The 26,465-nt window shown below is 55.1% G+C and carries 21 protein-coding genes; all 21 read right to left on the bottom strand.

Annotated elements, in window-relative coordinates:
• Positions 1–8 precede the first annotated feature (8 nt).
• Entirely contained in the window at positions 9–1,730 is a 1,722-nt protein-coding gene (recN, locus tag C8273_RS10720) for a DNA repair protein RecN (RefSeq protein ID WP_106627703.1), read from the bottom strand.
• A 17-nt stretch (positions 1,731–1,747) separates the two neighbouring features.
• Complete coding sequence (gene argR / locus C8273_RS10715; RefSeq protein ID WP_106627702.1) at positions 1,748–2,200, bottom strand: arginine repressor; 453 nt, start codon at positions 2,198–2,200, stop codon at positions 1,748–1,750.
• An 11-nt stretch (positions 2,201–2,211) separates the two neighbouring features.
• Entirely contained in the window at positions 2,212–3,066 is an 855-nt protein-coding gene (locus C8273_RS10710; protein ID WP_106627701.1) for an NAD(+)/NADH kinase, read from the bottom strand.
• A 15-nt stretch (positions 3,067–3,081) separates the two neighbouring features.
• Entirely contained in the window at positions 3,082–3,891 is an 810-nt protein-coding gene (locus C8273_RS10705; protein ID WP_106627700.1) for a TlyA family RNA methyltransferase, read from the bottom strand.
• Positions 3,892–3,900: 9 nt separating this feature from the next.
• Positions 3,901–4,776 (bottom strand): polyprenyl synthetase family protein, encoded by an 876-nt coding sequence (locus C8273_RS10700; protein ID WP_106627699.1) that lies wholly within the window; start codon positions 4,774–4,776, stop codon positions 3,901–3,903.
• 2 nt (positions 4,777–4,778) lie between these two features.
• Complete coding sequence (xseB, locus tag C8273_RS10695; RefSeq protein ID WP_021684004.1) at positions 4,779–5,015, bottom strand: exodeoxyribonuclease VII small subunit; 237 nt, start codon at positions 5,013–5,015, stop codon at positions 4,779–4,781.
• The gene (gene xseA, locus C8273_RS10690) at positions 5,005–6,210 is read right to left on the bottom strand and encodes an exodeoxyribonuclease VII large subunit (protein WP_106627698.1); all 1,206 of its coding nucleotides are present in this window, start codon (positions 6,208–6,210) and stop codon (positions 5,005–5,007) included. The genes xseB and xseA overlap by 11 nt, the downstream gene beginning before the upstream one ends.
• A gap of 81 nt (positions 6,211–6,291) precedes the next feature.
• On the bottom strand, positions 6,292–6,702 hold the full coding sequence (nusB, locus tag C8273_RS10685; RefSeq protein WP_106627697.1) for a transcription antitermination factor NusB: 411 nt from the start codon (positions 6,700–6,702) through the stop codon (positions 6,292–6,294).
• Positions 6,699–6,944 carry a DUF2273 domain-containing protein gene (locus C8273_RS10680; protein ID WP_106627696.1) on the bottom strand — a complete coding sequence of 82 codons (246 nt, stop codon included), beginning with the start codon at positions 6,942–6,944 and terminating at the stop codon, positions 6,699–6,701. The genes nusB and C8273_RS10680 overlap by 4 nt, the downstream gene beginning before the upstream one ends.
• 12 nt (positions 6,945–6,956) lie before the next feature.
• Positions 6,957–7,535, bottom strand: coding sequence for an alkaline shock response membrane anchor protein AmaP (gene amaP / locus C8273_RS10675; protein WP_106627695.1), 579 nt, complete (start codon positions 7,533–7,535; stop codon positions 6,957–6,959).
• 21 nt (positions 7,536–7,556) lie between these two features.
• Positions 7,557–7,973 (bottom strand): Asp23/Gls24 family envelope stress response protein, encoded by a 417-nt coding sequence (locus C8273_RS10670; protein WP_106627694.1) that lies wholly within the window; start codon positions 7,971–7,973, stop codon positions 7,557–7,559.
• A 24-nt stretch (positions 7,974–7,997) separates the two neighbouring features.
• Positions 7,998–8,555: an elongation factor P gene (efp, locus tag C8273_RS10665; protein WP_106627693.1), complete on the bottom strand. Its 558-nt coding sequence runs from the start codon at positions 8,553–8,555 to the stop codon at positions 7,998–8,000.
• Between the two features lie 49 nt (positions 8,556–8,604).
• Positions 8,605–9,681: a M24 family metallopeptidase gene (locus C8273_RS10660; protein ID WP_106627692.1), complete on the bottom strand. Its 1,077-nt coding sequence runs from the start codon at positions 9,679–9,681 to the stop codon at positions 8,605–8,607.
• A complete protein-coding gene (gene aroQ, locus C8273_RS10655; protein WP_106627691.1) occupies positions 9,678–10,121 on the bottom strand; it encodes a type II 3-dehydroquinate dehydratase in 444 nt (147 codons plus the stop codon). Before aroQ ends, C8273_RS10660 begins: the two co-directional genes overlap by 4 nt.
• An 8-nt stretch (positions 10,122–10,129) precedes the next feature.
• Positions 10,130–10,411, bottom strand: coding sequence for an acylphosphatase (locus C8273_RS10650; protein WP_106627690.1), 282 nt, complete (start codon positions 10,409–10,411; stop codon positions 10,130–10,132).
• Positions 10,411–11,649, bottom strand: a complete 1,239-nt coding sequence (locus C8273_RS10645) for a peptidase U32 family protein (protein WP_106627689.1) — start codon at positions 11,647–11,649, stop codon at positions 10,411–10,413. The genes C8273_RS10650 and C8273_RS10645 overlap by 1 nt, the downstream gene beginning before the upstream one ends.
• A gap of 19 nt (positions 11,650–11,668) precedes the next feature.
• The gene (mltG, locus tag C8273_RS10640) at positions 11,669–12,766 is read right to left on the bottom strand and encodes an endolytic transglycosylase MltG (protein WP_106627688.1); all 1,098 of its coding nucleotides are present in this window, start codon (positions 12,764–12,766) and stop codon (positions 11,669–11,671) included.
• A gap of 70 nt (positions 12,767–12,836) precedes the next feature.
• Complete coding sequence (locus tag C8273_RS10635; protein ID WP_106627687.1) at positions 12,837–13,136, bottom strand: DUF1292 domain-containing protein; 300 nt, start codon at positions 13,134–13,136, stop codon at positions 12,837–12,839.
• Between the two features lie 18 nt (positions 13,137–13,154).
• Positions 13,155–13,580: a Holliday junction resolvase RuvX gene (ruvX, locus tag C8273_RS10630; protein ID WP_234344042.1), complete on the bottom strand. Its 426-nt coding sequence runs from the start codon at positions 13,578–13,580 to the stop codon at positions 13,155–13,157.
• Positions 13,577–13,828 (bottom strand): IreB family regulatory phosphoprotein, encoded by a 252-nt coding sequence (locus C8273_RS10625; RefSeq protein ID WP_106627686.1) that lies wholly within the window; start codon positions 13,826–13,828, stop codon positions 13,577–13,579. The genes ruvX and C8273_RS10625 overlap by 4 nt, the downstream gene beginning before the upstream one ends.
• A gap of 25 nt (positions 13,829–13,853) precedes the next feature.
• Complete coding sequence (locus C8273_RS10620) at positions 13,854–14,501, bottom strand: HAD family hydrolase (protein ID WP_106627685.1); 648 nt, start codon at positions 14,499–14,501, stop codon at positions 13,854–13,856.
• Positions 14,502–26,465 lie beyond the last annotated feature (11,964 nt).

Genomic DNA, 26,465 nt, shown 5'->3' with positions numbered 1-26,465 from the left:
TATACCTCTCAATTCTTTGTCTTCGACTTCTTCTGAAATCCTGCCTTCTTCTTCTCCGCACCTGCAAGCATTTCGCGTGCGTTTGCAAGTGCCGCCTCGGTGACATCATCGCCGGATGCCATGCGCGCGATCTCGCGCACGCGCTCTTCATCAGAGAGCGCAGTCACCTGTGTCACAGTTGCGTCGCCCTTGACACACTTTGCGATGTAGAGATGGTTGTCCGCCATACACGCAATCTGCGGCAGATGTGTGATGCAGAGAACCTGCTTGTAGTGTGCGACGAAGGCGATGCGCTCGGCGACCATCTGGGCGGTACGCCCGCCGATCCCCGTGTCGATCTCATCGAACACCATGCTCGTCCCGCCTGTATCGCGTGCGGCGACGATGGATTTGATAGCAAGAGCAATGCGCGAGAGCTCGCCGCCCGAGGCGATCTTTTCAAGGGGCTTCTCCTCCTCGCCCACATTTGCTGAAAAGAGCATGGCGAGGCTGTCTGCACCGCGGCTTGTGTATTTCTCTGCAGGGGTCACGACAATGCGGAAACGCGCCTTTGCCATGCCGAGTCCCTGGAGTTCACGCGCAATGTCGACGGAAAGTGCCGCACCAACCTCCTGTCTGCGTGCGGTGAGCTCCGCCGCAAGGTTTTTTAGTTGTTTGCGGAGTGTCCCGATTTCCTTGTCCAGCTGCGCCATGTCCACATCGTAGTTGTCGAGGCTTTCCAATTCACCGCGAACGGAAGAAAGGCGTTCGAGTACGGCGGGAATCGTCCCGCCGTATTTCTTTTTGAGACGGTCGATCACATCCATGCGTGTCTGGATGCGGTCGAGCCGGGCGGGATCGGCATCGATGCCATCGAGGTAGTCGCGCACCTCATAGGATGCCTCCTGTAGGGAGATGTATGCCTCCTCGATCATATTCTGCGCGTTCGCGAGTGCGTCATCATAGCGCGCAACCTCATCAAGTGCATGTGTGACACGGGCGAGCGCGGACAGGACGGCGATCCCCTCCTCCCCATCCTCGCTGAGCAAACTCGCCGCCTCGGCAGCGTTTTCGACCAGACGCTCCGCATGGGAGAGACGGCGGATCTCCGTCTCGAGTTCTTCGTCCTCGCCCACCGTCAGCTCTGCCTCGGCGATCTCCTTTTCCTGCCAGCGCAGTAAGTCCAGACGCTCACCGATGCCCTCAATCTCCTCCGCACGCTCCTCTCTGAGGCGCGTCTTTTCCTTCCAGTCCGCATAGACCTTCGTATATGCCGCAAGACGCGTACGCAGATCACTGTCCCCGCCCTCAAGCAGATTGCGCTGTGCGTCCTCACGCAAGAGGGCAAGGTTCTCGTTCTGCCCGTGGATATCCACGAGATACGGAGCAATTTTTTTGAGAAAGGTAAGTGTGACATGACTGCCGTTGGCGAGGATCGAGCCCTTGCCCGTCCGTGCAATCTTGCGCAAGATGATGAGTTCATCCTCGCATTCGATTTCCTGCTCTGCGAGCAGGGCGCACAGTTCCGCATCGCTCTTATCGAGTGAAAATACCGCCTCAACGCGCAGGGCATCCGCACCGCTGCGAATGGCATCGCTCGAGACGCGCTGCCCGAGAATTGCTCCGAGTGCATCGATCAGGATGGATTTACCCGCACCGGTCTCCCCCGTGAGGATGTTGAGTCCCGCACCAAACTCGACGAAAACCTCCTCAAGCAGGGCAAAATTCCATACGCGAAGACTCTGCAGCATAAGATCTCCCTCTCCCTTCAGCGAATGAGTTCCTGAATACGCGCAACAATCTCCTCTGCCGCATCCTTCGGTTTGACGAGAACAAAGATGCTGTCGTCGCCCGCAACCGTACCAATAACCTCCTGCCAATCTGCAGCATCAAGGGCAGAGGCAACAGTTGCAGCAGCTCCCGGGATCGTCTTGACGAGAACGATATTTTCACTGAAATCGCAGAGAATCACATTGTCTTTAAAAAGACGTTTCATGCGCCCCTCAGAAAAGTGGACACTCTCATGAGGGGATACGGCATAGCGATAGCGCCCCCCGCCCGCCGGTACCTTGATCAGAAAAAGCTCCTTGATGTCCCGCGAGATTGTGGCCTGTGTGACACGGGTATGATGGGAACGCAGCGCCTCGGCAAGCGCCTCCTGCGTCTCGATGATCTCCTCGCTGATGATCTTCTTGATGAGTTCGTGGCGACGACTTTTCATTCCACTCTCTCCTAACAGTTTTTCCAAAGCTTCGTACGCAGAATACGATAGTAATCCTTATCCTCAAATTTAATGATTCCCGCACGGACATCCGAGCATTTGACCGTGATAACATCATCCGGATGAATCTTTGTCGTCTCCTGTCCATCGAGCGTGACAATAATGCTCTGCCGCGTATCAACGAGATGGATGTGCACGACATCCTCCTCACGAATGACCAACGGACGGATATTCAGGGTATGCGGACAGATGGGCGTGAGGACGAGTCCCTTCACCATCGGATTCATGATGGGACCGCCTGCCGAGAGCGCATAAGCCGTAGACCCGGTTGGCGTCGCAACGATGAAACCATCTGCCTTGCACTCAACCAGGGGCGTCTCATTGACCGTCAACCCGAGCGATATGATACGCGCCGGATCTCCCTTCATCACAACGATATCATTAATAGCATGCCCAAGGAAATGCTCCGCGCGGTCAGGCTTCGTGATATATCCTGCAAGGAAGCGACGCCATTCAATGTGATAATCCCCCGCACAAAGCTGTTCCAATCGCACTTCCAGTTCGTTCTGTTCAATATCCGCCATGAACCCGAGCGTTCCCATATTGATGCCGCAGACGGGCACTGGATTCTCCGCATAGCGGCGGCATATACCGAGGAGCGTCCCATCCCCGCCAAGACTGAGTGCGAAATCCGCCGGCTGACGCTCAATATCATCTACACCGCAGTCCTCCATCCCAAACTCAGCAGCACGTACGCGCGGAAGGATAATACGCGCCTTACGCACGGAGAAGAACGCACGAATTCGTGCGAGAATTTCTCGCGTCTCCGATTTGATCAGATTTGGAAAAACCGCAACCGTCCTCATAGAAATATCAGTACCTCATCCATCCAGCGTACGATGCGCCTCTGCCACAATATCACACACAGAGAATCCATCCGTCTCCCGCTCCCCAGCCTCCTGCATCTTGAGATACAGAAGGTATTCGATATTCCCCTTCGGCCCCTTGACCGGCGAAAATGTCAGCCCCGCAGCATAGAATCCCTGCTCCTCTGCTACAGTAAGGACACTTTGAATGACATCTTCATGAACACGCGGGTCACGGACAACACCGTTCTTTCCCACACGCTCCTTGCCTGCCTCGAATTGCGGCTTTATGAGTGCGATCACTTCCCCATCGTTTGACAAAAGTGTCCGTACCACGGGCAGCACCTTATCCAGAGAGATAAACGCCACATCAATCGAAACAAAGTCCAGTTGCTGCCCTAACAGCTCCGGTGTTACATTGCGGATATTCGTACGCTCCATATTGACGACACGTGCATCTGTCCGCAGCTTCCAGTCAAGCTGACCATAGCCAACGTCGATGGCAAACACCTTTGCAGCATCGTTTTGGAGCATGCAGTCTGTAAAACCGCCCGTCGAAGCACCAATATCCGCCGCCGTCTTTCCGGCGAGAACGGTGCCAAAGACCGCCATTCCCTTTTCCAGCTTCAGCCCACCACGGCTGACGTAAGGCAGATCCTCACCCACGACGCGCAGCTTTGCATCGACGGGCACCGTTGTCCCCGCCTTGTCAATACGCTGCTCATCCACAAGTACCTGTCCTGCCATAATGAGCCGCTTTGCACGCTCCCGACTTGACGCAAGCCCCTGCTCTACGAGAAGAATATCCAACCGCTCTTTCTTCAAAAATATCCCCTACTGCTTCCGATTCACAAGATATGCCACGAGTTCGCGCAGAAAAGCAGCCTCTTGACCAAAGGCCGAAAGAGCCGCCTCCGCCTCCTCGACGGTGCGGCGTGCCAACTCTTGCGCCATCTCTAAAGAGGTCAGTGTCACATAGGTTGACTTGTGATTTTTTTCATCGCTGCCAACCGGCTTTCCAATCTCCTCAGCATTGCCAATGACATCGAGAATATCATCCGTGATCTGGAATGCCAGCCCAAAATGATCGGCGTACGCGGTCAGTGCGGACAGCTGCTCTTCCGAAGCTCCTGCAAGGATTGCACCACTACGCAATGCCGCACGAAAGAGCGCCCCAGTCTTCCCCGTATGGACTCGACGCAGTTCCTCCATCGAGATCTGCCGATTCTCCGCCTCAAGATCGAGTACCTGTCCACCGACCATGCCTTCGGCACCGGCGGCACGACTGATTTCATCCACCACACGCAGAAGTGCCTCAGCGGGTACAGCCTTCTGGCGTAGAATCACAGTGAACGCGAGCGTAAGAAGTGCATCTCCAGCGAGAATCGCAATCCCCTCACCATACACCACATGATTCGTGGGTTTACCACGCCGCAGGTCATCGTTATCCATCGCAGGAAGATCATCGTGAATCAATGAATACGTATGGATCATCTCTAGTGCGCATGCAACAGGCAAAAACTTCGTCCCATCTGCGCCCACGGCATCGGCAGCCGCCATCAGGAGCACCGGCCGCAGACGCTTTCCGCCCGCCATCAGACTATATGCCATCGACGCACGCAGCGTATCGTCAAGCACAGGAGTTCGATCCAGTTCTTCCTTCAGGGCACGCTCCACAAGTGCCTGACGTTTCTTCCAGAGTTCCTTCATCATCAGCCTCCGATCTGCAGTTTCTCTTCCGAAACGCCATTTGCCGTTTCCTTCACAAGAAGATCCATTGTCTCCTCGGCGCGTTTGAGAGATGTCATACAGACATCGGACAGCTTAATCCCTTCCGAGTACTTTGCCATGAGATCGGCAAGCGATAGTTCCCCTGTCTCGATCTCAGAAACAATTTGCTCCAATGCGCCAAGTGCCTCCTCGAACGCCAACTCTTTTTTACGCGCCATGCTGCTTCTCCTTTGCCTCAACCACAGCAGATATTTTTCCGTCCGCAAATGTAATATTCAAACGATCACCAACGGCAAGAGCCTTTGATCGCGTCACCGTTTTCCCATCTTTCTCGACAACACTGAATCCACGATACAGAATATGTACGGGGTTCAGGAGTTCCAGACGCTTCAGCACGAGTTCCAAACGGTGACGCGCACGGGTACGCTCCTCCCTTGCCGTACGGTGCAGACGCTCCGTCACGCGATCTGTGCGCTGCATAGCAGAGGCAAGCAAAAGCTTCGGATTTCGATACCACGGCCGATCCACCAGAGCCATGAGGTGTTCCCTGCACTGCTCAATATGACGCCTACGTCCCACATGCAGACGCATGAGGAGTCCCGCCGTATACTGGTACAGCTCTGCAGCATCGGGCACTGCGAACTCTGCCGCCTGTGACGGCGTTGCCGCGCGGCGGTCACTCACGAAGTCTGCGAGCGTCGTATCCGTTTCATGTCCAACTGCCGAGATAACGGGAATCCGTGACGCATAGATCGCACGTACAACCGGCTCTTCGTTGAACGCCCAGAGATCCTCTGCAGAACCGCCGCCACGTCCAACGATAAGTACATCCACAGAATACTTCTCGTTGAAGAATCGAATCGCCCTCGCAATCTGCTCCGCCGCCTCCGATCCCTGCACGAGAACCGGATGGAGAATAAGCTGTATCCCCGGCCAACGCCGCTTTGCGACCTTATGAATATCACGCAGAACGGCACCGGCGGACGATGTAACTATTCCGATCCGACGCGGGAAGCGCGGCAAAGGCTGCTTATGCGACTCGTCGAAAATCCCCTCGGCGTACAGCTTTTCCTTGAGCTGCTCAAAGGCAAGAGCGAGTGCCCCCGCCCCCTCCGGTGTCAACGCATTCACGTAGAGCTGATAAACACCATCGCGCTCATAGACGGATACACCGCCGCCCGCAATGACCTGCATTCCGTTTTCCGGAGTAAAGCGCAGATTGCGTGCACAGCTGTTGAACATCACACATTTCATACTCGCTGCGGCATCCTTCAAGGTGAAATAACAATGACCGGATGGATAGCGCTTAAAGTTGGAGACTTCCCCACGAATCAGGATATCCGAGAGGATTGCCTCTCCCTCGAACATTCCCTTGATGTATCGCGTAACATCACTGACAGAATGAACGGTCATAACACACCTTTCCACTTTGATAAAAAAAGAACCATTGCACGAAAGTCTCGCACAACGGATTCTTCCTCTATCATTGGTTGCTCAAACAGATTTTTGCATTGCAGCAAGAATCCCGTTTACATAACGGCTCGCATCATCCGAGCCATATTTTTTTGCCAGCTCAACCGCCTCATTGATCGCAACGGGAGGATCAATGCGTTCCTCTTGATAGCGCATTTCATAATACGCCATGCGAATGAGATTACGATCCACCGCAGCCATGCGCTGAAGCTTCCACTCCTTCGCAAGGCGGGAAATTTCCGCATCAATGTCTGTCAGATGTGCGCATGTTCCCTGCACAAGGTTATGTGCATAGGGAAGATCATCCTCTGTGATTCCCTCAACCTCGTTGATGGCAAGCTCACTTGCACGTTCCGTCGAGGCATCATCTGCAGCAAACTCCGACTGAAACAGCGTCAGCAGCGCGGCTTCCCGCGCATGCCTGCGGCTCATGACATCCTCCGAAACAGACGATTCAAAGCACTCGTATCAATCAGCTCCGACCAGCCGCCGGCTCGCTCTGCCCGCAGACCGAGATACATACCAAGACCCGCACAAAGAAGGACAAAGACAACATGCCAAAAACCGAAGAGCAGAACGGTAACCCCGAAAAAGAAGCCGATGAAAAGTCCTGCCGTTCGACCACGATGCTCCTGCCATTGGTCTTGGAGGAAAAGCCATATATTTTCTTTCATGCTGCTTCCCCACTACGTCACAGAGCGCTTTGATGTGCCACTGGCATTCGAGATCTCTGTCACACAAAGCGTCACAGGAACATCCGGGATGCCAAGCACATCGTGAAGTTCCTGACACACCTTCGCCGTCAGCTCCTCAGACACTGCATTCAGACTCGTATGATCTGCAAGTGTAATCTTCAGCTCCACCTGCATCGGTGTTGCCGGAGAATCCTTTGGCGCATCATGTACGGAAATAACAGAAGTGACCGTGCGCACCCCCTGCATCGAGAATGCTGCACGCTCCACAATGCCACGCACAGCAGAGAGTGCCACTTGAACAGCCCCCGCCGGCGTATCGACTACCATGAACTCTCCGTGCGTCCGTGCAGAACGTGACGTTCTGGAAAAGACCGCAAAAAAGAACTTGAGGCTAACCAGAAAGAGAATCCCACACACTGCCAGGAGCTCTTGTCGGGATAGCACATAACGCAGTTCATTCAACCAGATACTCTCCGGCACAATACGCAGTGCCGCAGCAACGACTGCAACAGTCAATGCCATCGTAAAGAGAGCGTATGGCAAGAGCAGCAGACGATTTATAATCCCCATCGCTTGCCCCCTCAGCTACAATCAGCGTACACGGGTTTCCTCAGGCTTCGGTTCCTCCTCTGGGAAGCCGACGCCCTGCACATGAACATTGACTTCGACTACCGAGAGTCCCGTCATCGTCTCAATCGCACGCTTGACATTTTCCTGTGCCGCGAGTGCAACTTCCGGAATACGGATGCCGTATTTCACGATAATATAGAGATCGACCGCCGCTTCCTTCTCGCCCACCTCGACCTTGACACCCTTGGAAAAATTCTTACGTCCGAGGATCTCTGCAATGCCGCCGGCGATACCGCCGCTCATGCCCGCGACGCCCTCAACCTCCGTCGTCGCAAGTCCCGCAATGATACTGACGACCTCGTCCGCCACGCGGATCGTGCCAAGACCGGTTTCCTTCTTCACTATGTTCTTCTCGTTGTCCATGTCCATATCCTCCATTCGTAGGAAATACCTCAGCTCCCTTTAAGCACGCTCGATATAGTTCCCCGTGCGTGTGTCGATGCGGAGCACATCACCCTCATTGATGAAAAGCGGCACACGAACTTCGTAGCCGGTCTCGACCTTTGCCATCTTAGTTGCACCCGTCGCCGTATTCCCCTTGACACTCGGCTCGCACTCGACAACCTTGAGGCTGACGGAGTTCGGCAGTTGGATGCCAATGATCTTCCCCTTGAACTGCTGCATCGCCACCTCCATGTTCTCCATGAGGTAGTTCAGTGCATCGCCCAACTGCTCGCGCGAGAGTTCGGACTGCTCATAGGTCTCCGTGTTCATGAACGTATAGACGCCGTCTGCCTCATAGAGGAACTGCATCGTATGCGTCTCAAGATGCGCTGCCGGCATCTTCTCATTGGGGTTGAAGGTACGTTCAACCACGGCACCGGTCTCGACATTCTTAATCTTCGTACGGACGAACGCAGCACCTTTTCCCGGCTTCACGTGCTGGAAATCAACAATCTGCCAGACGCCCCCATCGTATTCGATCGTAAGTCCGGTACGGAAATCGGTGCTGTTAATCATAGTGTTTGTTCCTCCATACAATACATATTCTCTTCATATTATAGCGGTTTTATGTGCAGATTTCAATAAATTCTTTTGGCGCACACGTCAGTGGCTCCGAGCCATCCGCCGTGATGAGCACCGTATCCTCGATGCGGATGCCGCCCCATCCAGGAATGTAGACCCCCGGCTCATCCGTGATGAGCATATTCGGCTGCATGATATGTTTGCCTGCCTTCGAGAGACGCGGCTCCTCGTGGATCTCAAGCCCCAGGCTATGCCCGAGTCCGTGTCCAAAATACTGCTCGAAATTTTTCTCCGCAAGCGAATCCCGTGCAATGCGGTCGACTTCGATGCCCGTAACGCCGGGACGCAGTGCCGCAAGCGCACGCATTTGTGCCGAAAGAACAGCATCGTAAATTTCACGTTGGCGCGCATCAGCGCGTCCTACGCAGATTGTACGCGTGATATCCGAATGATACCCCGCACAGACCGCACCGAAGTCCATCGTCACGAGTTCCCCACGCGCGATCACCTTATCGCTCGCCACGCCATGAGGGAGACTTCCACGCACACCTGAGGCAATGATCGTCTGAAACGCGGGGCGCTCCGAGCCAAGCGTACGCATATAATGCTCAAGTTCCGCTGCGACCTCCAACTCCGTCATACCTGGCTGAATATAGCGAATGATGTGTGCAAAGCCTTCGTCTGCAATGGTGCACGCACGACGGATGAGCGCAATCTCATCCGCATCTTTTACCTGACGGAGCGCATCGAGCGCGAGCGAAGTATCAAAGGAAATCTCTCCGAGCATCTCCTTTAGCTTCTCATACTGATCGCAGACCAGTGCAGCCCCCTCGTATCCGAGCGCAACGACGCCTGCCTCCACCGCAAGCTCCGCAACTTTCCGATACAGACCGTCTCTCTGCTCTACGATTTCATAAAGAGAAGCCTCGGTGCTTGCCTGCTCCGTATAGCGACTGTCCGTCACCAGTAAAAGCCGTTCATGCGTCACAAGAAGCGCGGTCGAGTCCCCACGAAAACCACTGAAATAGTGGACATTCTCCTCCTTTGTGACGAGAACGGCATCCACGACTTTCTCCGTAAGAAGAGCCCGCAGACGTTCAATACGCCCTTTCACATTCATTGCGTTCCTCCCATACGACAAATAATTGCCTCAAGTGCCGCCATATAGCTCTCCGCACCGAGTCCCGCGATCTGCCCAAGCACGACGGGAGCAATGACCGATTTGTGACGGAATTCCTCACGCCGATGAATGTTTGAAAGGTGCACCTCAATAACGGGCACGTCAATCGCCGCAATCGCATCTCGAATCGCAATGCTGTAATGTGTAAACGCTGCAGCATTTAGAATGATATAGTCCATCGTTCCCTGGGCTGCCTGAATCGCATCCACAAGAACACCCTCGTGATTCGACTGTAAGCATTCCATGTCCAAACCGGCCGCCTCGGCGCGGCGGCGCAGACGTTCATTGATGTCCTCCAACGTCAGCGAACCATAGATCTCAGGCTCCCGCGTGCCGAGCAAGTTGAGATTGGGTCCGTTCAGTACGAGTATCTTGCCCATAAGTGCTCCTAATATTTGATGGAAAAATCACGCTCGCCGGATACAGGATCGCGCTCCTCAACATCCAAACGCTCCACACGGATGAAGTAGTTACCCGCACGCATCGCGGCAAATGCCGCCTCGACTGCAGATGCAGCCCCCTGCAGCTCCATCGTCACAGTCCCATCGGACATATTCATCACCCAGCCCGTGATGTCGTTCATCACCGCCTGCTGACGGACGAACATACGAAATCCCACGCCCTGCACGCGTCCTGCGGCGCACGCATAGCGGCGAATCACATCTTCCATCATCGCATCTCCTTCTTCATCTGGATATCACGGCGCAGAATACTGTTTGGCTCGACCGGCTGCACCATTCGTATCCGGACAATCTGCTGCGGGTGCGGTGCCGCCGTGATTTCCTGCCCCTCCGCATCCCACATCTCCGCCAATTCCTGCCGAAACGCTTTTCCCAAGGGCTGAAAAATCTCAATCTCCTGACCGCACCTCATATTGTTGCGTTGTTCCACCGTAGCAAGCTGCGTCACGGGATCGTATGCACGCACAAGACCGATGAAATCCGAACTCTGCTCATAAGAGGATGAACCATAGATCTGATCTGCCCCCGTCGTCTTTCCAAAAAAGAAGCCCGTCGTATAGGCGCGATGTGAGACCTTTTCAAGCTCCGTCAGCCACTCCTCACGCACTTCATAATCTGCATTCATAAGACACGCATCCAATGCCATGCGGTATGCCTTGACCACACTCGCAACGTAGTGGACGCTCTTCATCCGCCCCTCAATCTTGAGACTGTCAATGCCGCAATCCACGACCTCATCCAAATGCGGCAGGAGGCAAAGATCCTTCGAGTTCATGATGTAAGTGCCGCGCTCATCTTCCTCGACAGGATAGTACTCGCCTGGACGCGATGCCTCCACGAGTGCGTATTTCCATCGGCAGGACTGGGCACAGCTGCCTCGATTCGCGTCCCGTCCCGTGAAATAACTGCTGAGGAGACATCGCCCCGAGTAGGAAATACACATAGCACCATGCACAAAAAGTTCGAGTTCCACCGACGTACGACGGCGAATCTCTCGGATCTCCTCACGTGACAGCTCACGCGCAAGCACGACGCGCTCTGCGCCAAGTTCCTGCCACGCACGCACCGTACGCCAGTTCACATTGTTTGCCTGTGTACTGATGTGCACAGACAGATGCGGTGCCGCTTCACGCGCCAGCATAAAGACACCGAGATCAGCTACGAGGACGGCATCCGCTTCCGCATCCGCAAGAAAGTGCAGATAGTCCGGCAGAGATACAAGATCATCATTGTGAGGAAAGACATTGACCGTCACATAGATCTTTTTCCCCATACCATGCGCCAGCTGCACTGCCGCCCGTATCTCATCGTTCGTAAAATTACCGCCAAATGCCCGCAGCCCAAACTGCTCACCGCCAAGATACGCCGCATCTGCACCATAAGCAAGTGCCATCTGCAGCTTCTCCATCGTACCCGCAGGTGCCAGCAGTTCAGGTTTTTTGCACATTCAACTGCCTCCACACATCTCAGCGAACCCGCTCCACGAGATCGAGATGATCCGCATAATTCGTTGCATAGTAGTTATTCCCGTTTCGGTCTGCGACGAAATACAGATAGTTTGTATCTGCCGGGTGCAGAACCGCCATCAGCGATGCCGTTCCGGGGCTTGCAATGGGACCCGGCGGAAGCCCGACATTCTGATAGGTATTGTACGGTGACTCAATCTCCGTATCACGATAGAGAAGATCCTCCTTCGGTGCATCCAGCAGATACTGCACCGTAGGATCTGCCTGCAGTGGCATACCAAGCCGCAGACGCTTCAGGAAAATCTGCGCAATGATTGGACGATCCTTCTCGTGATACGCTTCCTTCTCTACAAGGGACGCAATGGTCACCAATTCGTAAATGGAAAGATCCATCTCCTTCGCACGCGCACGCATGTCCTTCGTTAGACGACGATCAAAATTCGCCGCCATCATCTCCATTATCTGTGCAGTGTCGAATGCTCCGTTGATCTCATAGGTATCCGGAAAAAGAAACCCCTCCGCCGCATAGCGTACATTCTCGTGCTCCTCGACATAAGGATAAGGGCGATAGGTCTTTGCCATTTTCAGAAAGTCATCTGCCTTGACCAGCCCTTCCTTATCCAGGCGTTCCGCAATGTCGCGAACACTAAAGCCCTCGGGAATCGTAAAACGAATTGTGACGGTATTGCCATAGACCAGCGTCTCAAGTGCATCGCGCGGACTCATGCCCACCTGCAAGGCAAACGTACCGCTCTTAACCTTGTTCTCAAAGCCGTTCAGCTTCGCTGTCCACCAGAATTTCATCTCACTGTCGATAATGCCGCGCTCATGCAGTTCCTTCCCGATCTCACTCACGCTCATGCCCGGGCGAACCGTAAAATAAATTTGTGTCCCTGGCGCCTCTGTATGGGAAGGAGCGTCCGACCGTGGAGCGATAACAAGCACAACAATAAGCACCAGCAGAACAGCCAGTGCTGGAATCCCAAACACAATTTTTTTCTGGAGTGGCGTTCCCTTTCCGCGATAGACAGCGTCAAACGCCTGCCGCAATCCGTCGTTATTCAAGAAGTCCAACATTCCCTTTAATGACTCCTTCAAACGAATCCTTCCTCTCTTGCTACTCCCTACGAAAAAGCTGTCATCTCCCTAGGATGACAACCTCTCAAGCTCACTCTTCCTCTTCCGCCAACAGTTCATAAGCGCGGCGCACCGCATCAAACTCTTCATCCGTCGGGTCTGTATAGATGTCTTCACCATCCTCTGTCACGATCTTCGCAATCGTCGCCTCATCGCCCTCCTCCGCACTTTCAAGCTCCTCTTCCGAAGAAGCAGTAAGGGCGATCAGAACAGCGAAACGCTCCTCCCCGATGGGAATAATCATCTCCTCACGATAGTAGCACTCGTCCCCGTCCTCATTCGTCATAACAACGATGACATCATCATCGTGAAGTTCTTCGTGTTCAGCCATTTTCGTACTCCTTTGCAGTTATTTCAAATGCTGCTGCCGATCCAAAAACCCCTGTAATATGTAGACCGCTGCCATCTTGTCAATGACCTTGCGGCGTTTTTTGCGTGAAACATCTCCCTCAAGCAGTGCACGTGAAGCGGCAACCGTCGAAAGGCGCTCATCCCAGTAGTATATCTCCATCGTCGGAAAACGCTCTGCCGCCTCTGCCATAAAGGAACGGACAATCGTGCAGCGCGTCCCCTCATCGCCGTTCATGTGCTTCGGCAGCCCCGCTACGAGCGCCGCTGCATCATACTCCTGCACCAGGACAGCAAGACGGTCGAGATCGGCAGACAACTCCGTCCGTCGGATCGTCTCAACGCCCTGCGCCGTAAGACCTAGGAGATCACTGACCGCGATTCCGATCGTCGCATCACCGATATCAAGCGCCATATAGCGCTTCATTTCTCATGCTCCAAATAGAAGCGCACGAGTTCATCGAGCAGCTCATCGCGCTCAAGACTGCGGATCTTGCTCCGCGCATCCTGATGACTCGTCACATACGCCGGATCACCGGAGAGCAGGTAGCCAACCAGCTGATTGATCGGGTTATAGCCCTTCTCACGCATAGCCGCAGCGACCGCCCGTATGACGACATCCGCCTTCGGCTTGTCTTCGCCAAAGGAGAACATCATTGTTTTCTGTTCATCCATTTGATTCACCTCACTGAGGACATACCTATTTGTCCTTCTGTATGGCATCCATCGCAGCCAAAAGGGAGGGATAGATGCCTGCGCAGAGTTCGCGCATCTCATCCGTCGGCGGCATCGTGTCAGGGATCATGATGGGCGCGCAGCCCGCTGCTGCGGCACCGCGCAGACCATTATAACCATCCTCAAAGACATAACATTCCTCTGCGGGAATGCCAATGCGCGCTGCCGCCATCAGAAAGATATCCGGCGCGGGCTTGCCATGTGTCACAAGATCTCCGCCGACAATAGCGTCAAAATAATTGCGCAGACCACTTTGGGTAAGATTCTTTTCAATCTGTGCGACACTTGAGCTGCTTGCCGTCGCAATACGTATCCCCTGCTCATGAAAATACGTGAGGATTTCACGCACACCCGCCATCAGAGGCAGGTTCTTCTCTGCCTCATCGTGGACGTATTCGATCACGCGGCGAATATAGGCTTTTGCATCCACAGTCGGATGGAACTGATGCACGATCTGCACGGTCAGATCCCCACACGTTCCGCAGCAAGCTTTTCCCAGCTCCGGCTTCCGTGCGACGCCAAATTCATCGGCAATGATCGTCCAGCCCCTCTGATACAACGTTTCTGTATCAAAGAGAAGGCCATCCATATCAAAGATTGCGCCTCGTTTCATGAATCCCTCCGCAGACATAGATTATCATGAGCAAATTACATGGTTGATATTACCACAAAACGAGAAAAAAGAAAAGACGCTTCATTAAGAAGCGCCTTTTTCCATGTTCTATTTTTTTAGAACGCCCAGTTTACATGAGCGCCGCCGGAGTAGCCCTGACGCTTGCCCTGCCAGCCCGCAAACCGCAGGTCATACGAGAAGCGGCTGTCCTTCGGTGCAAACCGATAGCCCACTTCGAGCATTCCGCTCCCGCCGCGCAGCGACGGACTCGGGGTCTCATACCCCATGTAGCTTGCCGTCGCCTTCCCGCTCAGCTCATACTCCCACGCAAGTCCTGCGAAGATCTCACTCTTTTCGCTGTCCTTATGCGTATAGCGGAAACCCAGACGCACGCGGTTCGAGTTTACTGCGCCGAAGCTATATTCATCAACGCTTGCACTCCGTCCGCTTGTGGAGATTTTCGCCTGCATACCCGACTGATACGACCAGAAGTAGCGCAGGTAGGTGTTTACTTTATCCTTCTCGCTCGTCTTCATCTCCTTGCCAATGCCCAGATGCGCCGCATAGTACGCATTCGAGCTGTCATAGCGCGAGTTCGTATCTGCATAGATCGAACCGCTGTAGTCGCTGCGCGTCTTGCCGCCGTGCAGTGCCACCTCTGCCCAAAGTCCCTGTGCATTCTCTACACGTCCCATGATGCCAAGACCAAGGTAGCTGATGTTGCCGCTGCCGTGCGTGCCGTCATCCAGATAGGAGTCGTATTTGCCCTTGCCGTATTCGACGAAGGGGCTAAAGAGGAGGGTGCTGCCCGTCTGCCCGAGTTCCCGCGTCCAGCCAACGGCAAGTCCGTAGCCCTGCGTATCTGCATAGGAGCCGGTCTTTGCTGTCATGCCGCTCTGCTCCATCGCTGCCCAGAGATGGTAGCCGCGTGCATCCTTGTCTTTGTCGCCGCTTCCCTCTTTCTTGGCAGAGGTCATGCCTGCACCTGCAAGAAGGTCTGCGCCGCCGTTGATGAAGCTGGTCGCTGCCGCGCGGGTTTCGACGAAGGATTTTGCCTGCTCGTTGATCGCCGCCTTGGTGACGGTTGCGATCAGCTCGTTGCTGCTCCGCTTCATGATGTCAAAGCCGTAGAGGAGGGAGACGCCCTGCATGGTCTCTACGTGGTTGACGAGGGTCTGCGGTGCGGGCGGCGCGATGCTGTCCACATCGGTGGTCAATGTGCCGCCGTTTACCTTCATCAAGCTGATCACGTCATTGACACGAAGGTTAACATTGCGTGCCGTCCCGTTGACACCGACACCGACGTCGATGCCGCGGATGTCTTTGTTCGTGGTACCGAGGTTCAGGATGGTCGGGTTCTCGTTGGTGATGCCTTCATTCAGGTAGAACTGGAGGTTCTTGATGCCCGTGAAGTCGCCGGCGTAGGACTGCTGCGTCAGGTCATGGTGAACGGCAAGGGTGTTGTTGCTGTCGTTTGCGCCGCCGTTGCCGCCCTTGATGGTGCCATTAACGCGCGATCCCGTGAGGTTGATGATGTTGTCGCGGTTGCTGCCGGTGGCGTTGCCCGCAGCGACATCGCCGGTGACGGTGGATCCCTTGCCGATGTTCACAATGTTCCCCTCGGCGGTGATGCAGCTGCCGCCAAAGACGCTGCCCGTGACGGTGATGCCGTCCGCGATGTTCACGGTGTTGCGCAGAGATGCGTTATGTGCGTGTCCGCCGTAGATATTCCCTGTGACATTTGCGTGCACGTTGACGGTGTTTTCAATGGCATCCAAGCCATTCGTGCTGTCCGTGGAGCCGCCGACGATGTTGCCGGTGACGGCTGCGTTGACGTTGACCACGTTCTTAACGGCACTGCCGTGTGTGGAGTGTCCGCCGGTGATCGTGGTCGACGTGTTCGAGGTCGGTGCTGCGGAGATCGTTACAGTATTCTCTTCGGCGTCGTTCTTCGCCTCTGCGCCCATAACGCTTGCGCCGCTGATAGTGCCGCCTTTGATCTCTGCTGTGTTCTTTGTCGCCTTGCCGGCGCTCTGTGCACCCTTGAGGCTGCCCGTGACTGTGCCGGAGGAGATGATCGCTTTGTTATTTGCTGCGTCTCCTGCGGTCAGGGTTTCTGCACCGATGGCGGTGGTGACACTGCCGCCCTTAATTTCTGTGGTGTTCTCTTCGGCTGTGCCGCTCTGGCTCTGTGCTCCGACGAGTTTGTCTGTGACGCTGCCGCCCGTGAGGATGGCATTGTTCTTCAGTGCTTTGCCACCCACGGTCTTTGCGCCGTAGGCATTCGTTGCCGTGCCGTCTTCGACGGTGAGGATATTCTCCTCTGCCGCACCGTTTGCGGTCTGTGTGTCACCCGCAATGGCGTTGGTGACGGCTGCACCTGTCTTGAGGGTGAGCTTGTTGTTCTTGGTCGCGCCATCCGTGCCGTAAACGGTCTTGCCGCCGAATACGTCGCTGCGTGCGTTGCTGTTAACGTCGACGTTTGCATTCTGCCACTTATAGGCAGAGAGATTGAGGCTGCCGCCTGCCGTGGTAACATCTTGGTTGTTGTCCGTGACAAGGCTGTACTCGACATCGCCTGTGCGCTCACTGCCCGTACTGCTGTAACCGCTGAGGGTGAGTTTCTTGCCCGCTGCCATCTGGAAGAGGTGGACGTTCTTTTCCATGACGCTGCCAAGCCAGTTGGAAACGTCTGCGCCCGCCGGCTTTTCGATGGTGCTGTAGGTAAGAGCGGTGTCATCGTTCAGCGTGAGGACGGTATCCCCATCGGCAAGATTCGAGCCAAGGCTCCATGTGATCTTGCCGAAGTTTTCGAGGCTGCCGACCTGAGCGCCCTTGCTCTTGAGGTTGAGGACGTTGCCCTCGGCAGATTTGTTGCCGCCGCTGAGTTTGCCCGTGACGGTGACGTTAGCATCATTCGTGCCGTCACCGATGGTGATCTTGTTGCCCGTGGTCGTGCCATTGCCGTTTGCAAAGCCGCCATAGACATCACCCGTGACACTTCCGCTGTAGAGGTTGACGGTGTTGCCCGTGGCACTGCCGCTGGCTGAGGCGTGTGTAAGTGCGCCTCCGTAGAGGTTTCCTGTGACATTTGCGCCTTTAAGGTCGATGATATTGCCCGTGGCATTTCCTGCCTCGGTGCGGACATCGGCACCATAGCCGTCGGTAATGATTGCGCCGCTGTTCAGGGTCAGCGTGTTCTCTGCCGCGTCGCCCGTTTTCTTGTAGCCGCCGACACCGTCGCCCGCCTCAAGATTCTGTGCGATACCGCCGGCTGCCTTGGTGATCGTGCCGCCCGTAACGTCGAGCGAGTTCTTTGTGACCGTATTACCGACCTTAGAGCGTCCGCCCCACGCTTCGTTCGCATTGGCTGCGATGGCTGTATGGTTGTTGGCAAAGCGGTAGCCCGTGACGTCGACTTTCTTCGCGGTCGCTGTTTCACTGTCGGTGTTGAGGACGTATTCGTAGTCACCGTCCTTCTTCGTCTCACGCGCACGCGCCGCATCGTAGTTCGTAAAGGTAATATCGTTTGCGCTGTCAAGGAGTGTCAGGATATGGTCGCTCGTCGGGCTTGCCGTGATGGTATCCAGGTTCTTCAGCTTCATCTTCGACCAGTCAATGCTGGTATTTGCTCCGTTTGTGAGCGTCAGCATGGTATCCCCGTGGCTGACGTTGTGCGCCACATCGAAGTTGACGTTCTCGAAGTTCTTAACATCCGTAGCACCTGCATTACGGCTGTTGACGTTCAGGGTATTATCTGTTGCCTCTGCCTTGTTTCCACCGTAAATGGTGCCGACGGAAGTCGCTGTGAATGCCGTGGTCTCCGTGCCGAGGTTGACAGTGTTGCCCGTGGTCTTGCCCGAGCCGTTTGCAAAGCCGCCGTAGACATCGCCCATCGTGCCGCCCGTGATGTTAATGGTTGCATCCGTGGCGTTGCCCGCATTCGCATGGTTGCCGTAGATCGTGCCGCCAACATTGNTCGTTTGCGCTGTCAAGGAGTGTCAGGATATGGTCGCTCGTCGGGCTTGCCGTGATGGTATCCAGGTTCTTCAGCTTCATCTTCGACCAGTCAATGCTGGTATTTGCTCCGTTTGTGAGCGTCAGCATGGTATCCCCGTGGCTGACGTTGTGCGCCACATCGAAGTTGACGTTCTCGAAGTTCTTAACATCCGTAGCACCTGCATTACGGCTGTTGACGTTCAGCGTGTTGCCTGTGACATTCTTGTTGCCGCCCCAGATGGTGCCGACCGTCGTGCCCGCAGCAACGGCATCCGTCTCCGTGCCAAGGTTGACGGTGTTGCCCGTGGTCGTGCCATTGCCGTTTGCAAAGCCGCCGTAGACATCACCCACAGAACCGCTCAGAATGTTGACGGTGTTGCCCGTGGCGTTTCCACTTGCAGCAGTATTCGTGAGTGCGCCGCCGTAGAGGCTGCCACTAATGGTCGCACCCTTGAGGTCAATGACGTTGCCCGAGACATTCCCTGCCTGTGCGCGTACATCTGCACCGAAGCCGTTTTGGATGCTTCCGCCTTCCAGAAGGAGTTTATTGTTTGTCGCATCGCCAGTTGTGCCGGGGATTTTCTGGTTCTCGACAACTCCGGCGTACGCGGCCGTGCCAATCGTGCCGCCCGTGACGGTCAGCTTATTGTTCTCGACCTTGTTGCCGACCTTGGTGCGTCCCGCCCATGCCTCGGTCTTCGTGCCGTCGGCTGCGGTATAGGTCGCCGCATTATTGTCCTTAAACTGGTAGCCTTCGAGCGTGATGTACTGCGTCGCATTCGCCCCATGACTGTCGGTGTCGATGACATACTCGAATTTGTCCGTTACGCTGTCCTTTGCACCCGTATAGCCCGTTGTCGCAATGCCCGCCGCGTTGTCGATCAGGTTCAGCTTGTACGGCTCGTAGGTCTTGATGCCCGCACCCGTAAGACTCGATGTATCTACTTCGAGCTTGTTCCAGTTAAGATCTGTGGTCTGCGCGCCGTTATTGAGCGTCAGCAACGAGTTCGCAGGATTGATGGTACTGTTGAGGTCGAACTTGACTTTGTCAAAGTGCGCAATGTTCCCCGCCGTTGCGTTGGTCTTAACGTTCAGAACGTTACCCGTTACGGTATTCTGGTTGCCGCCGTAGATCACACCCGTAACCGAGGTAACGGCATTTGTCGTGCCGTCGCCAAGGTTCACGGTGTTGCCCGTCGCCGCGCCCGATGCCGTACGTCCACCGTAGACGTTGCCTGTGACAGAGCCGCCGTAGAGGTTGAGGATGTTATCTTTCGCCGCGCCCGTACCGGCATTGTCGCCGCCGTAGACGAAACCTGTAACATTGCCGCCCGTGAGCGTAAGTGTACTTTCGGTGATGCTTCCCGTTGCGCCGTTGTCTGTAATTTGACCGCCGTAAATAGAGCCGCTGATATTGCCACCCGAGATATTGACCTTGCTCTTTTCAATTTTGCCCGTTGCTCCCGCAGCGGTAAGGGCTGCACCGTAGACATTCGTGACGGTGCCTCCCGTGATCTCAGCGGTATTCTCCGTGGTATTGCCGTCCTTGGTGCGCACGTCGGCGCCGTAGGCATTGGCAACTGTGCCACTGGAGATGGAGATCGTATTCTTTTCGGCGTCACCCGTGGTAGCACCCGGCTTGTTGTTGATGACAAGTCCGCCGTATGCCGCCGTTGTGATGTTGCCGCCCGTGACGGTGAGCGTGTTATCTTTCACCGTATTGCCGATGTTTGTGCGCCCTGCCCATGCTTCTGTGTGCGGTGTCGCCTCGCTGTACGTCGCGTTGTGGTTCTTGAATTTGTAGCCCGCCGCTGTGACCTGTGTTGAGGACACGCTGCTGTTTGCCGTGTCGATGGTGAACTCAAAGTCCCCGCTCGTCGTACTCTTGACACCACCGTCCGCCGTATAGGTGTTCGTCGCTCCCTGCTGGAAGCTGATGCCGTTTGTATTCTCCATGAGAACGAGGTTGTACGCCTCATAGGTTTTGATCGGGGCGTTGAATTTCTCGGCGTTGACGTCCAGTGTGCGCCAGTCGAGGTTGTTCGTTCCGCCGACGGCACTGAGCTGCAGCATGGGCGCACTCTGTGTGAGTGCATTGCTGTTGAGGTTGAACTGCAGTTTCCCAAAGTTCTGGATGTTCCCCGCCATAGCATTCGTGTTGACGTTCAGCGTGTTGCCCGTAACATCCGCCTTGTTGCCGCCGTAGATGGTGCCTGCAATGTTTGTACCCATGGGAAGGTTATGATCGCCGTCGCCAAGATTGACGGTGTTGTCCGTCGTTGCACCAGAGCCGTTCGTAAAGCCACCGTAGACATCACCCGTGACAGAGCCACCCGTGACGGTAATGGTATTCTTCTTTGCGTCGCCTATTGCAGCACCATCGGCAATGTGACCACCGTAGACGCTCCCCGTGACAGAGCCGCTCGTAAGTTCAATCTTGTTCTTTGTCGCGCTGCCCCCTGCACCTACCGCCGTAAGTGCACCGCCGTAGAGGCTGCCGTTTACGGTGCCGCCTGAGAGCAGTGCCGTGTTCTCCGCAGCACTGCCGCCCTTTGTACGCACCTGCGCACCGTAGGCGTTCAGCGTATTTGCACCCGCGTTCAGGACGAGCTTGTTCTCTGTGGCGTTGCCCGCAGGATTGAGGTTCCCTGCAGAGTCACGCGTAAAGTTCTCCGCAAGTCCACCGTATGCCGCCTGTGTGAGCATGCCGCCCGTGACGGTCAGCGTGTTGTTCTTTACCTCGTTGCCGACCTTTGTGCGTCCGCCCCACGCTTCATTCTTCGTGCCGTCCGCCGCAGCAAACGCCGCGTTCTGCTTGTTTTGGAATTGGAGCGCTTCAAAATACACGTACTGCGCCGCATTCGCCGTATGGTTGTCTGTGTCAATGACGTATTCGAGATCGCCATGCGTTCGTTGTTTTGCACCGGAGGAGGCATACGTGTTCGTCGCGCCCTTCGTAAAGCTGACGCCATTTGCATTGTCCATAAGGTTGACGCGGTACGCTTCGTAGCTCTTTGGTGTAACGGTAAGACCTGTTGCGTCAACTTCGAGCTTCGTCCAGTCGAGATTGTTCGTTGCTCCTGTTGTTAGGCGCAGGACGGAGTTTGCGGGATTCAGGGTGTTGTCCTTCAACGTGAATTTCAGCTTGTCGAAGTTCCCGATGTTCCCCGCCGTGGCATTCGTGTTGACGTTCAGTGTGTTGTCCGTAACATCCGCCTTGTTGCCGCCGTAGATGGTGCCTGCAATGTTTGTACCCGTGGGAAGGCTATGATCTCCGTCACCGAGGTTTACGGTATTACCCGTCGTTGCGCCTGAGCCGTTCGTAAAGCCGCCGTAGACATCACCCGCGACAGAGCCTCCCGTGACAGTGATGGTATTCTTCTTTGCGTCGCCTATTGCAGCACCATCGACAATGTGACCACCGTAGACGCTCCCCGTGACGGAGCCGCCCTTGATGTTAACCTTGTTCTCCGTGGCACTCCCCGTTGCACCCGCAGCAGTCAGTGATGCGCCGTAGAGATTGGCAGTCGTGCCGCCCGTGATCTCAGCGGTATTTTCCGTGGCACTGCCCGCCTTGGTCTTGACCTCGGCACCGTAGGCATTTCCGGTCTGTGCCCCCGTGTTCAGAACGAGCGTGTTCTTCGTCGCATCTCCATTGGTCTTGTAGTTGCCGCCCGAATCCCGCTCCGTGTTTTCGACCATGCCGCCGCGCGCCGTAAGTGTCGCACTGCCGCCCGTAAGCGTCAGCTTGTTGTTCGTGACGGTCTTGCCGATGATGGAGCGTCCGCCCCATGCGTCCGTGGCTGTGCCGCCCGCATAGTTCGCCCCTGTGTTGTTCTGGAAGCGGTAGCCCTTGAGGTAGACGTTCTGACTCGTGGCATTGTTGCCGTCGGTCGTGATGTCCGCCTCGTAGTCGTCGGACTGGATGCGTCCGCGCGTTCCTGTCGTCGTGTAGTTGCTGAGGTTGATGTTATTTGCGTTGTGCAAAAGCGTGAAGATGTGGTCGCTTGTCGCGCTCGCTGTGACGCTGTCGAGTCCGTCGACGGAAAGCTTGTTCCAGTCAAGATTTGTGGCGTTGCTGTCATTCAGCGTCAGGAAGCTGCCGCCGACCGCAACGCGAGACGGGTTGACTACCTTGAAGTGAACGGTGTCGAAGTTCGCAATGTTGCCCGCCGACACAGTGTCGTAAACGTTGAGCGTATTGTTTGCCGCGTCTGCCTTGCTGCCGCCGTAGATCTTTCCGATGGTGGTGCCGACTGCTACGCCGTTTGCCTCTGTGCCAAGATTGACGGTGTTGCCCGTGGTTGCACCCGTTCCCGCCGTCCAGCCGCCGTAGATGTCTTTCATCCTGCCGCCCGTGACGGTAACGGTATTACCCGTGGCATTTCCTGCTGCCGCGGCATGGGAAAGATAGCCGCCGTAGACGTTGCCATAGCCTGGGCCATAGTGTACGCTATTGCCGACTTCTCCGCCCGAGATATTCACTTTGTTGTCTGTTGCGTTGCCACTTTGCACGGAGGTAAAGCCGCCGTAGATTGTGCGCACGTTGCCCGCTTGGAGGTTCACGGTATTGCCCGTGCTGTCGTTCTGTGCCGTAGCGCTCGTGCCCGTGCCAACCGTCCAGCCGCCGTAGGCATCACGGTGGTCCGTGCCGTTCAAGGTGAGTTTGTTGTTCGTCGTGGTGTTGCCGATTGTGGAACGTCCCGCCCAGATGTCCTTTGTCAGGTCGCTCGTACTCGGGGTTCTGTTCGCGTCCTTGAATGTATAGCCGCCGTAGAGAATACTTGTGACGCCTGTATCCGTCCCTGTGTTTGTGTAGATGGTGTACTCGCGGTTGCCTGTCGACGAAACTTCCTTCGTGCGGTCGTAGTTGCTCAGTGTAATGCCCGCCGCATTGCTGATGAGTGTTGTTTCCCCATCTGGTGCGCCGCTACTTGCCGTGAATTTCGTCCAATCGAAAGCCGTCGCCATGCCATTATTCAGTGTGAGCATAGTGTCACCGGCGTGAATCGTATTGTTGAAGTTGAAGTTCACCATGCCAAAATTGGAGACGTTGCCCGCCGTCACCTTGCTGTTGACATTGAGAATGTTGTTCGTCGTCGCATGATTGCCGCCGTAGATGGTACCCGTAACAGTGGTTGTCGCCGTGAGGACACCCGCTACTGTTCCATCGCCAAGGTTCACAGTGTTGCCCGTGGTCGCACCACCCGTGCTATACCCGCCATATAGGTTGGCGCCGACGGTCGCCCCACCGCTCAGTGTGATGGTGTGTCCGGTCGCCGCCCCTGTTCCTGCGGTTTTGCCGCCGTAGACGGAGCCGGTGACAGAGCCGCCCGATATGGTGATTTTGCTCCCGGTCGCATCCCCCGCACCCGTCGCAACGTCACTGCCGTACACGGAGCCGCCGATATTTCCGCCCGAGACGCTGACTTCACTTTCCGTGAGCGTGCCGCTGCCCGCTGTATGCGCACCATAAAGAGAGCCGTTGACGATGCCGTTCGTCATTTCGGCTTTGTTCTTTGCTCCTGTGCCCGTGCTCGCCGCATCCGAAAGATCCGCACCATAAGCAGAGCCGCTGATATTGCCGCCCGTGATCTTGACGCTGTTTGCGTCCGCACTGCCGCCCGCAGCATTTACTTTTACGCCGTAGGCATTGACAATATTGCCGTTTGAGACTTCGAGCGCGTTACGCTCCGCTTTGCCCGCCGTGGTCTGGAACGTGCCGTCGCTGTTGTGCTTCTTGTTCTCGACCAGTCCGCCGTATGCTGCTGTCGTGAGCATGCCGCCCGAGACGGTGAGCTTGTTGTCCGTGACCGCCTGCCCGCTTGCCGTACGTCCCGCCCATGCCTCTGTGTGGGAAGGTGTTTCGTTGTACGTCGCCGTGTGATTGCGGAACTGATGCCCGTCGATGTAGACATCCTGTGCGGCACTGCCCGTGTGGCTATCCGTGTCGATCATGTATTCCAGATCGCCGACGATCTTTTCCTTGGCTCCATGCGGCGTATAGTTGCTGAAGGTGATGCCCGATCCGTTGTGCATCGCCGTAAAGAGGCGTGTGTTGTACGTGCTCGGCGTAAAGGTAAAGCTGCCGGGATTCACCTCGACACCCGCCCAGTCAAGACCTGAGGTCGCACCGCCGCCGATGGTGAGGAGGGTGTTCGCCGTCGGATAGCTCACGGTGGTCGTGCTGTTGAGGTTAAATACGGTCTTGCCGAAGTTCTGAACGCCGCGTGCCGTGATGTTCTGCGTGTTGACGTTCAGTGTGTTGTCCGTCATGACATCGGTTGCAGAGCCGCTCGATGCACCGCCGTAGATAAAGGTGTTGCTGAGTGTGGGCGCACTAAACGTACCGTCACTCTTGCCGAGGTTGACGGTGTTCCCCGTCACCTTGCCCGAGCCGTTCGTATAGCCGCCGTAGATTTCGGTACCGCCGCCAAATGTGCCTTCCTCAATGTTGATCGTGTTGTCCGAGGCATTGCCCGCCGAAACGTTGTTCGGCGGCGTAAGGGACGCGTTCGGTGCGATGTACCCGCCGTAGAGCTTGCCGCCCGCATTCAGCGTGCCGCCCTTGATGTTGACGGTATTTTTCTTCGCATCGGCGTTCTTGGTGGTGTCGACCAACGTAGGATTTGTCTTGCTCGTCGGATCCACAAGCAGATGCACGCCCTCCGTGTAGCCTGCATAGCCGTTCGTCACCGTACCGCCTGTGTTGAGGTTCAGCGTGTTGAAATCCGAACCGCCATTGAGTGCCTTGGTGTAGCCCGCGCGCGCGTTCGTGTAGCTGACGGGCACATGCGCAGATGTCTCCTCGATATTCAGCGTGTTGTGATTTGTTGTGTTGCCATACTTGGAATACCCCGCATGGATGTCCGTTCCGCTCACCGTCGGTGTTTCCGTTGCGTTTTGGAATCGGTCGCCGTCAAGGGAGATTTGAGATACAGAAACTGTTCCCGTTCCAGTTGTATTGGCGAATTTACCGAATTCATAATCGTCGACATTACCAATGAGACTAGGGACATAGTTTTGGAGCGCTATCGAACCTGATGAAAGCGTAAGCGTTGGTTTGTTGACACCATGTGCTGTTAGATTCTCCACCCATTTATCTAGACCTTCAACAGTAATATTGCCCCAGTCATAAGCATCCCCAAATGATGTGCTCAACATTACATCTCCTGAGTTAATTGCCGAACTCAGGACAAACTTCATCTTTTCAAAATTATAAACTCCATAATTGACAAAATTACCACTTGCCGTTACTTTCAACGTGTTCCCTGTCTTTACGTCTGCACTGGCATTGGCACTTCTGCCACCATATACAGATGACCCCCATCCTCCGGGATCCGTATATCCATTTAATGTGACAGTATTATTTGTAGCATTGCCATTAGCTGCATATCCACCATATAGATAGTTATAACCTGAAGTAGCAGGTGCTCCACTCACCACCAACTCATTATTTGTGGCATTGCCTGTCGATGATTGATTATACCCACCATAAAGGGTTTTGCCGGTCACGTTGATTCCAGTCACACTCAGCTTGTTCTTCGTTACATCATTACCGAGTGTTGATGTTCCTGCATAGACCTGCGTTGCGGACGGTATTGTGGTTAACGTTATATTTGCATTCTTAAACTGATTTACATCAAAATAAAGCTGACTTGCGCTTGTTGTTCCATTCGCACTCAACCCATATTCGATATTCCCACCATCAGTCGTCTTCCACGGTGTGCCACTCAATGCCACCGCACCATTGGATAATATAACACGTTGTGATCCATTTAGATGCTCTCCTGTCTTTTTGGACGCCACCCATGGAGCCGCTCCTTCAACAGTAATATTGATGTTGTATAAATAAAGTTGACAACTTCTTCGCAAGGATTTTAGATAAGGTCAAAGAGGAGAAGGAGAGGTCAAAATGGCAGCAAACAGGCAATACGATGACGAATTTAAGGTGCAGGCAATCAA

The organism is Candidatus Centipeda massiliensis (assembly GCF_900290285.1).
GTDB classification, from domain to species: Bacteria; Bacillota; Negativicutes; order Selenomonadales; family Selenomonadaceae; genus Centipeda; species Centipeda massiliensis.
This window is presented reverse-complemented; position numbering and strand designations above follow the sequence as displayed.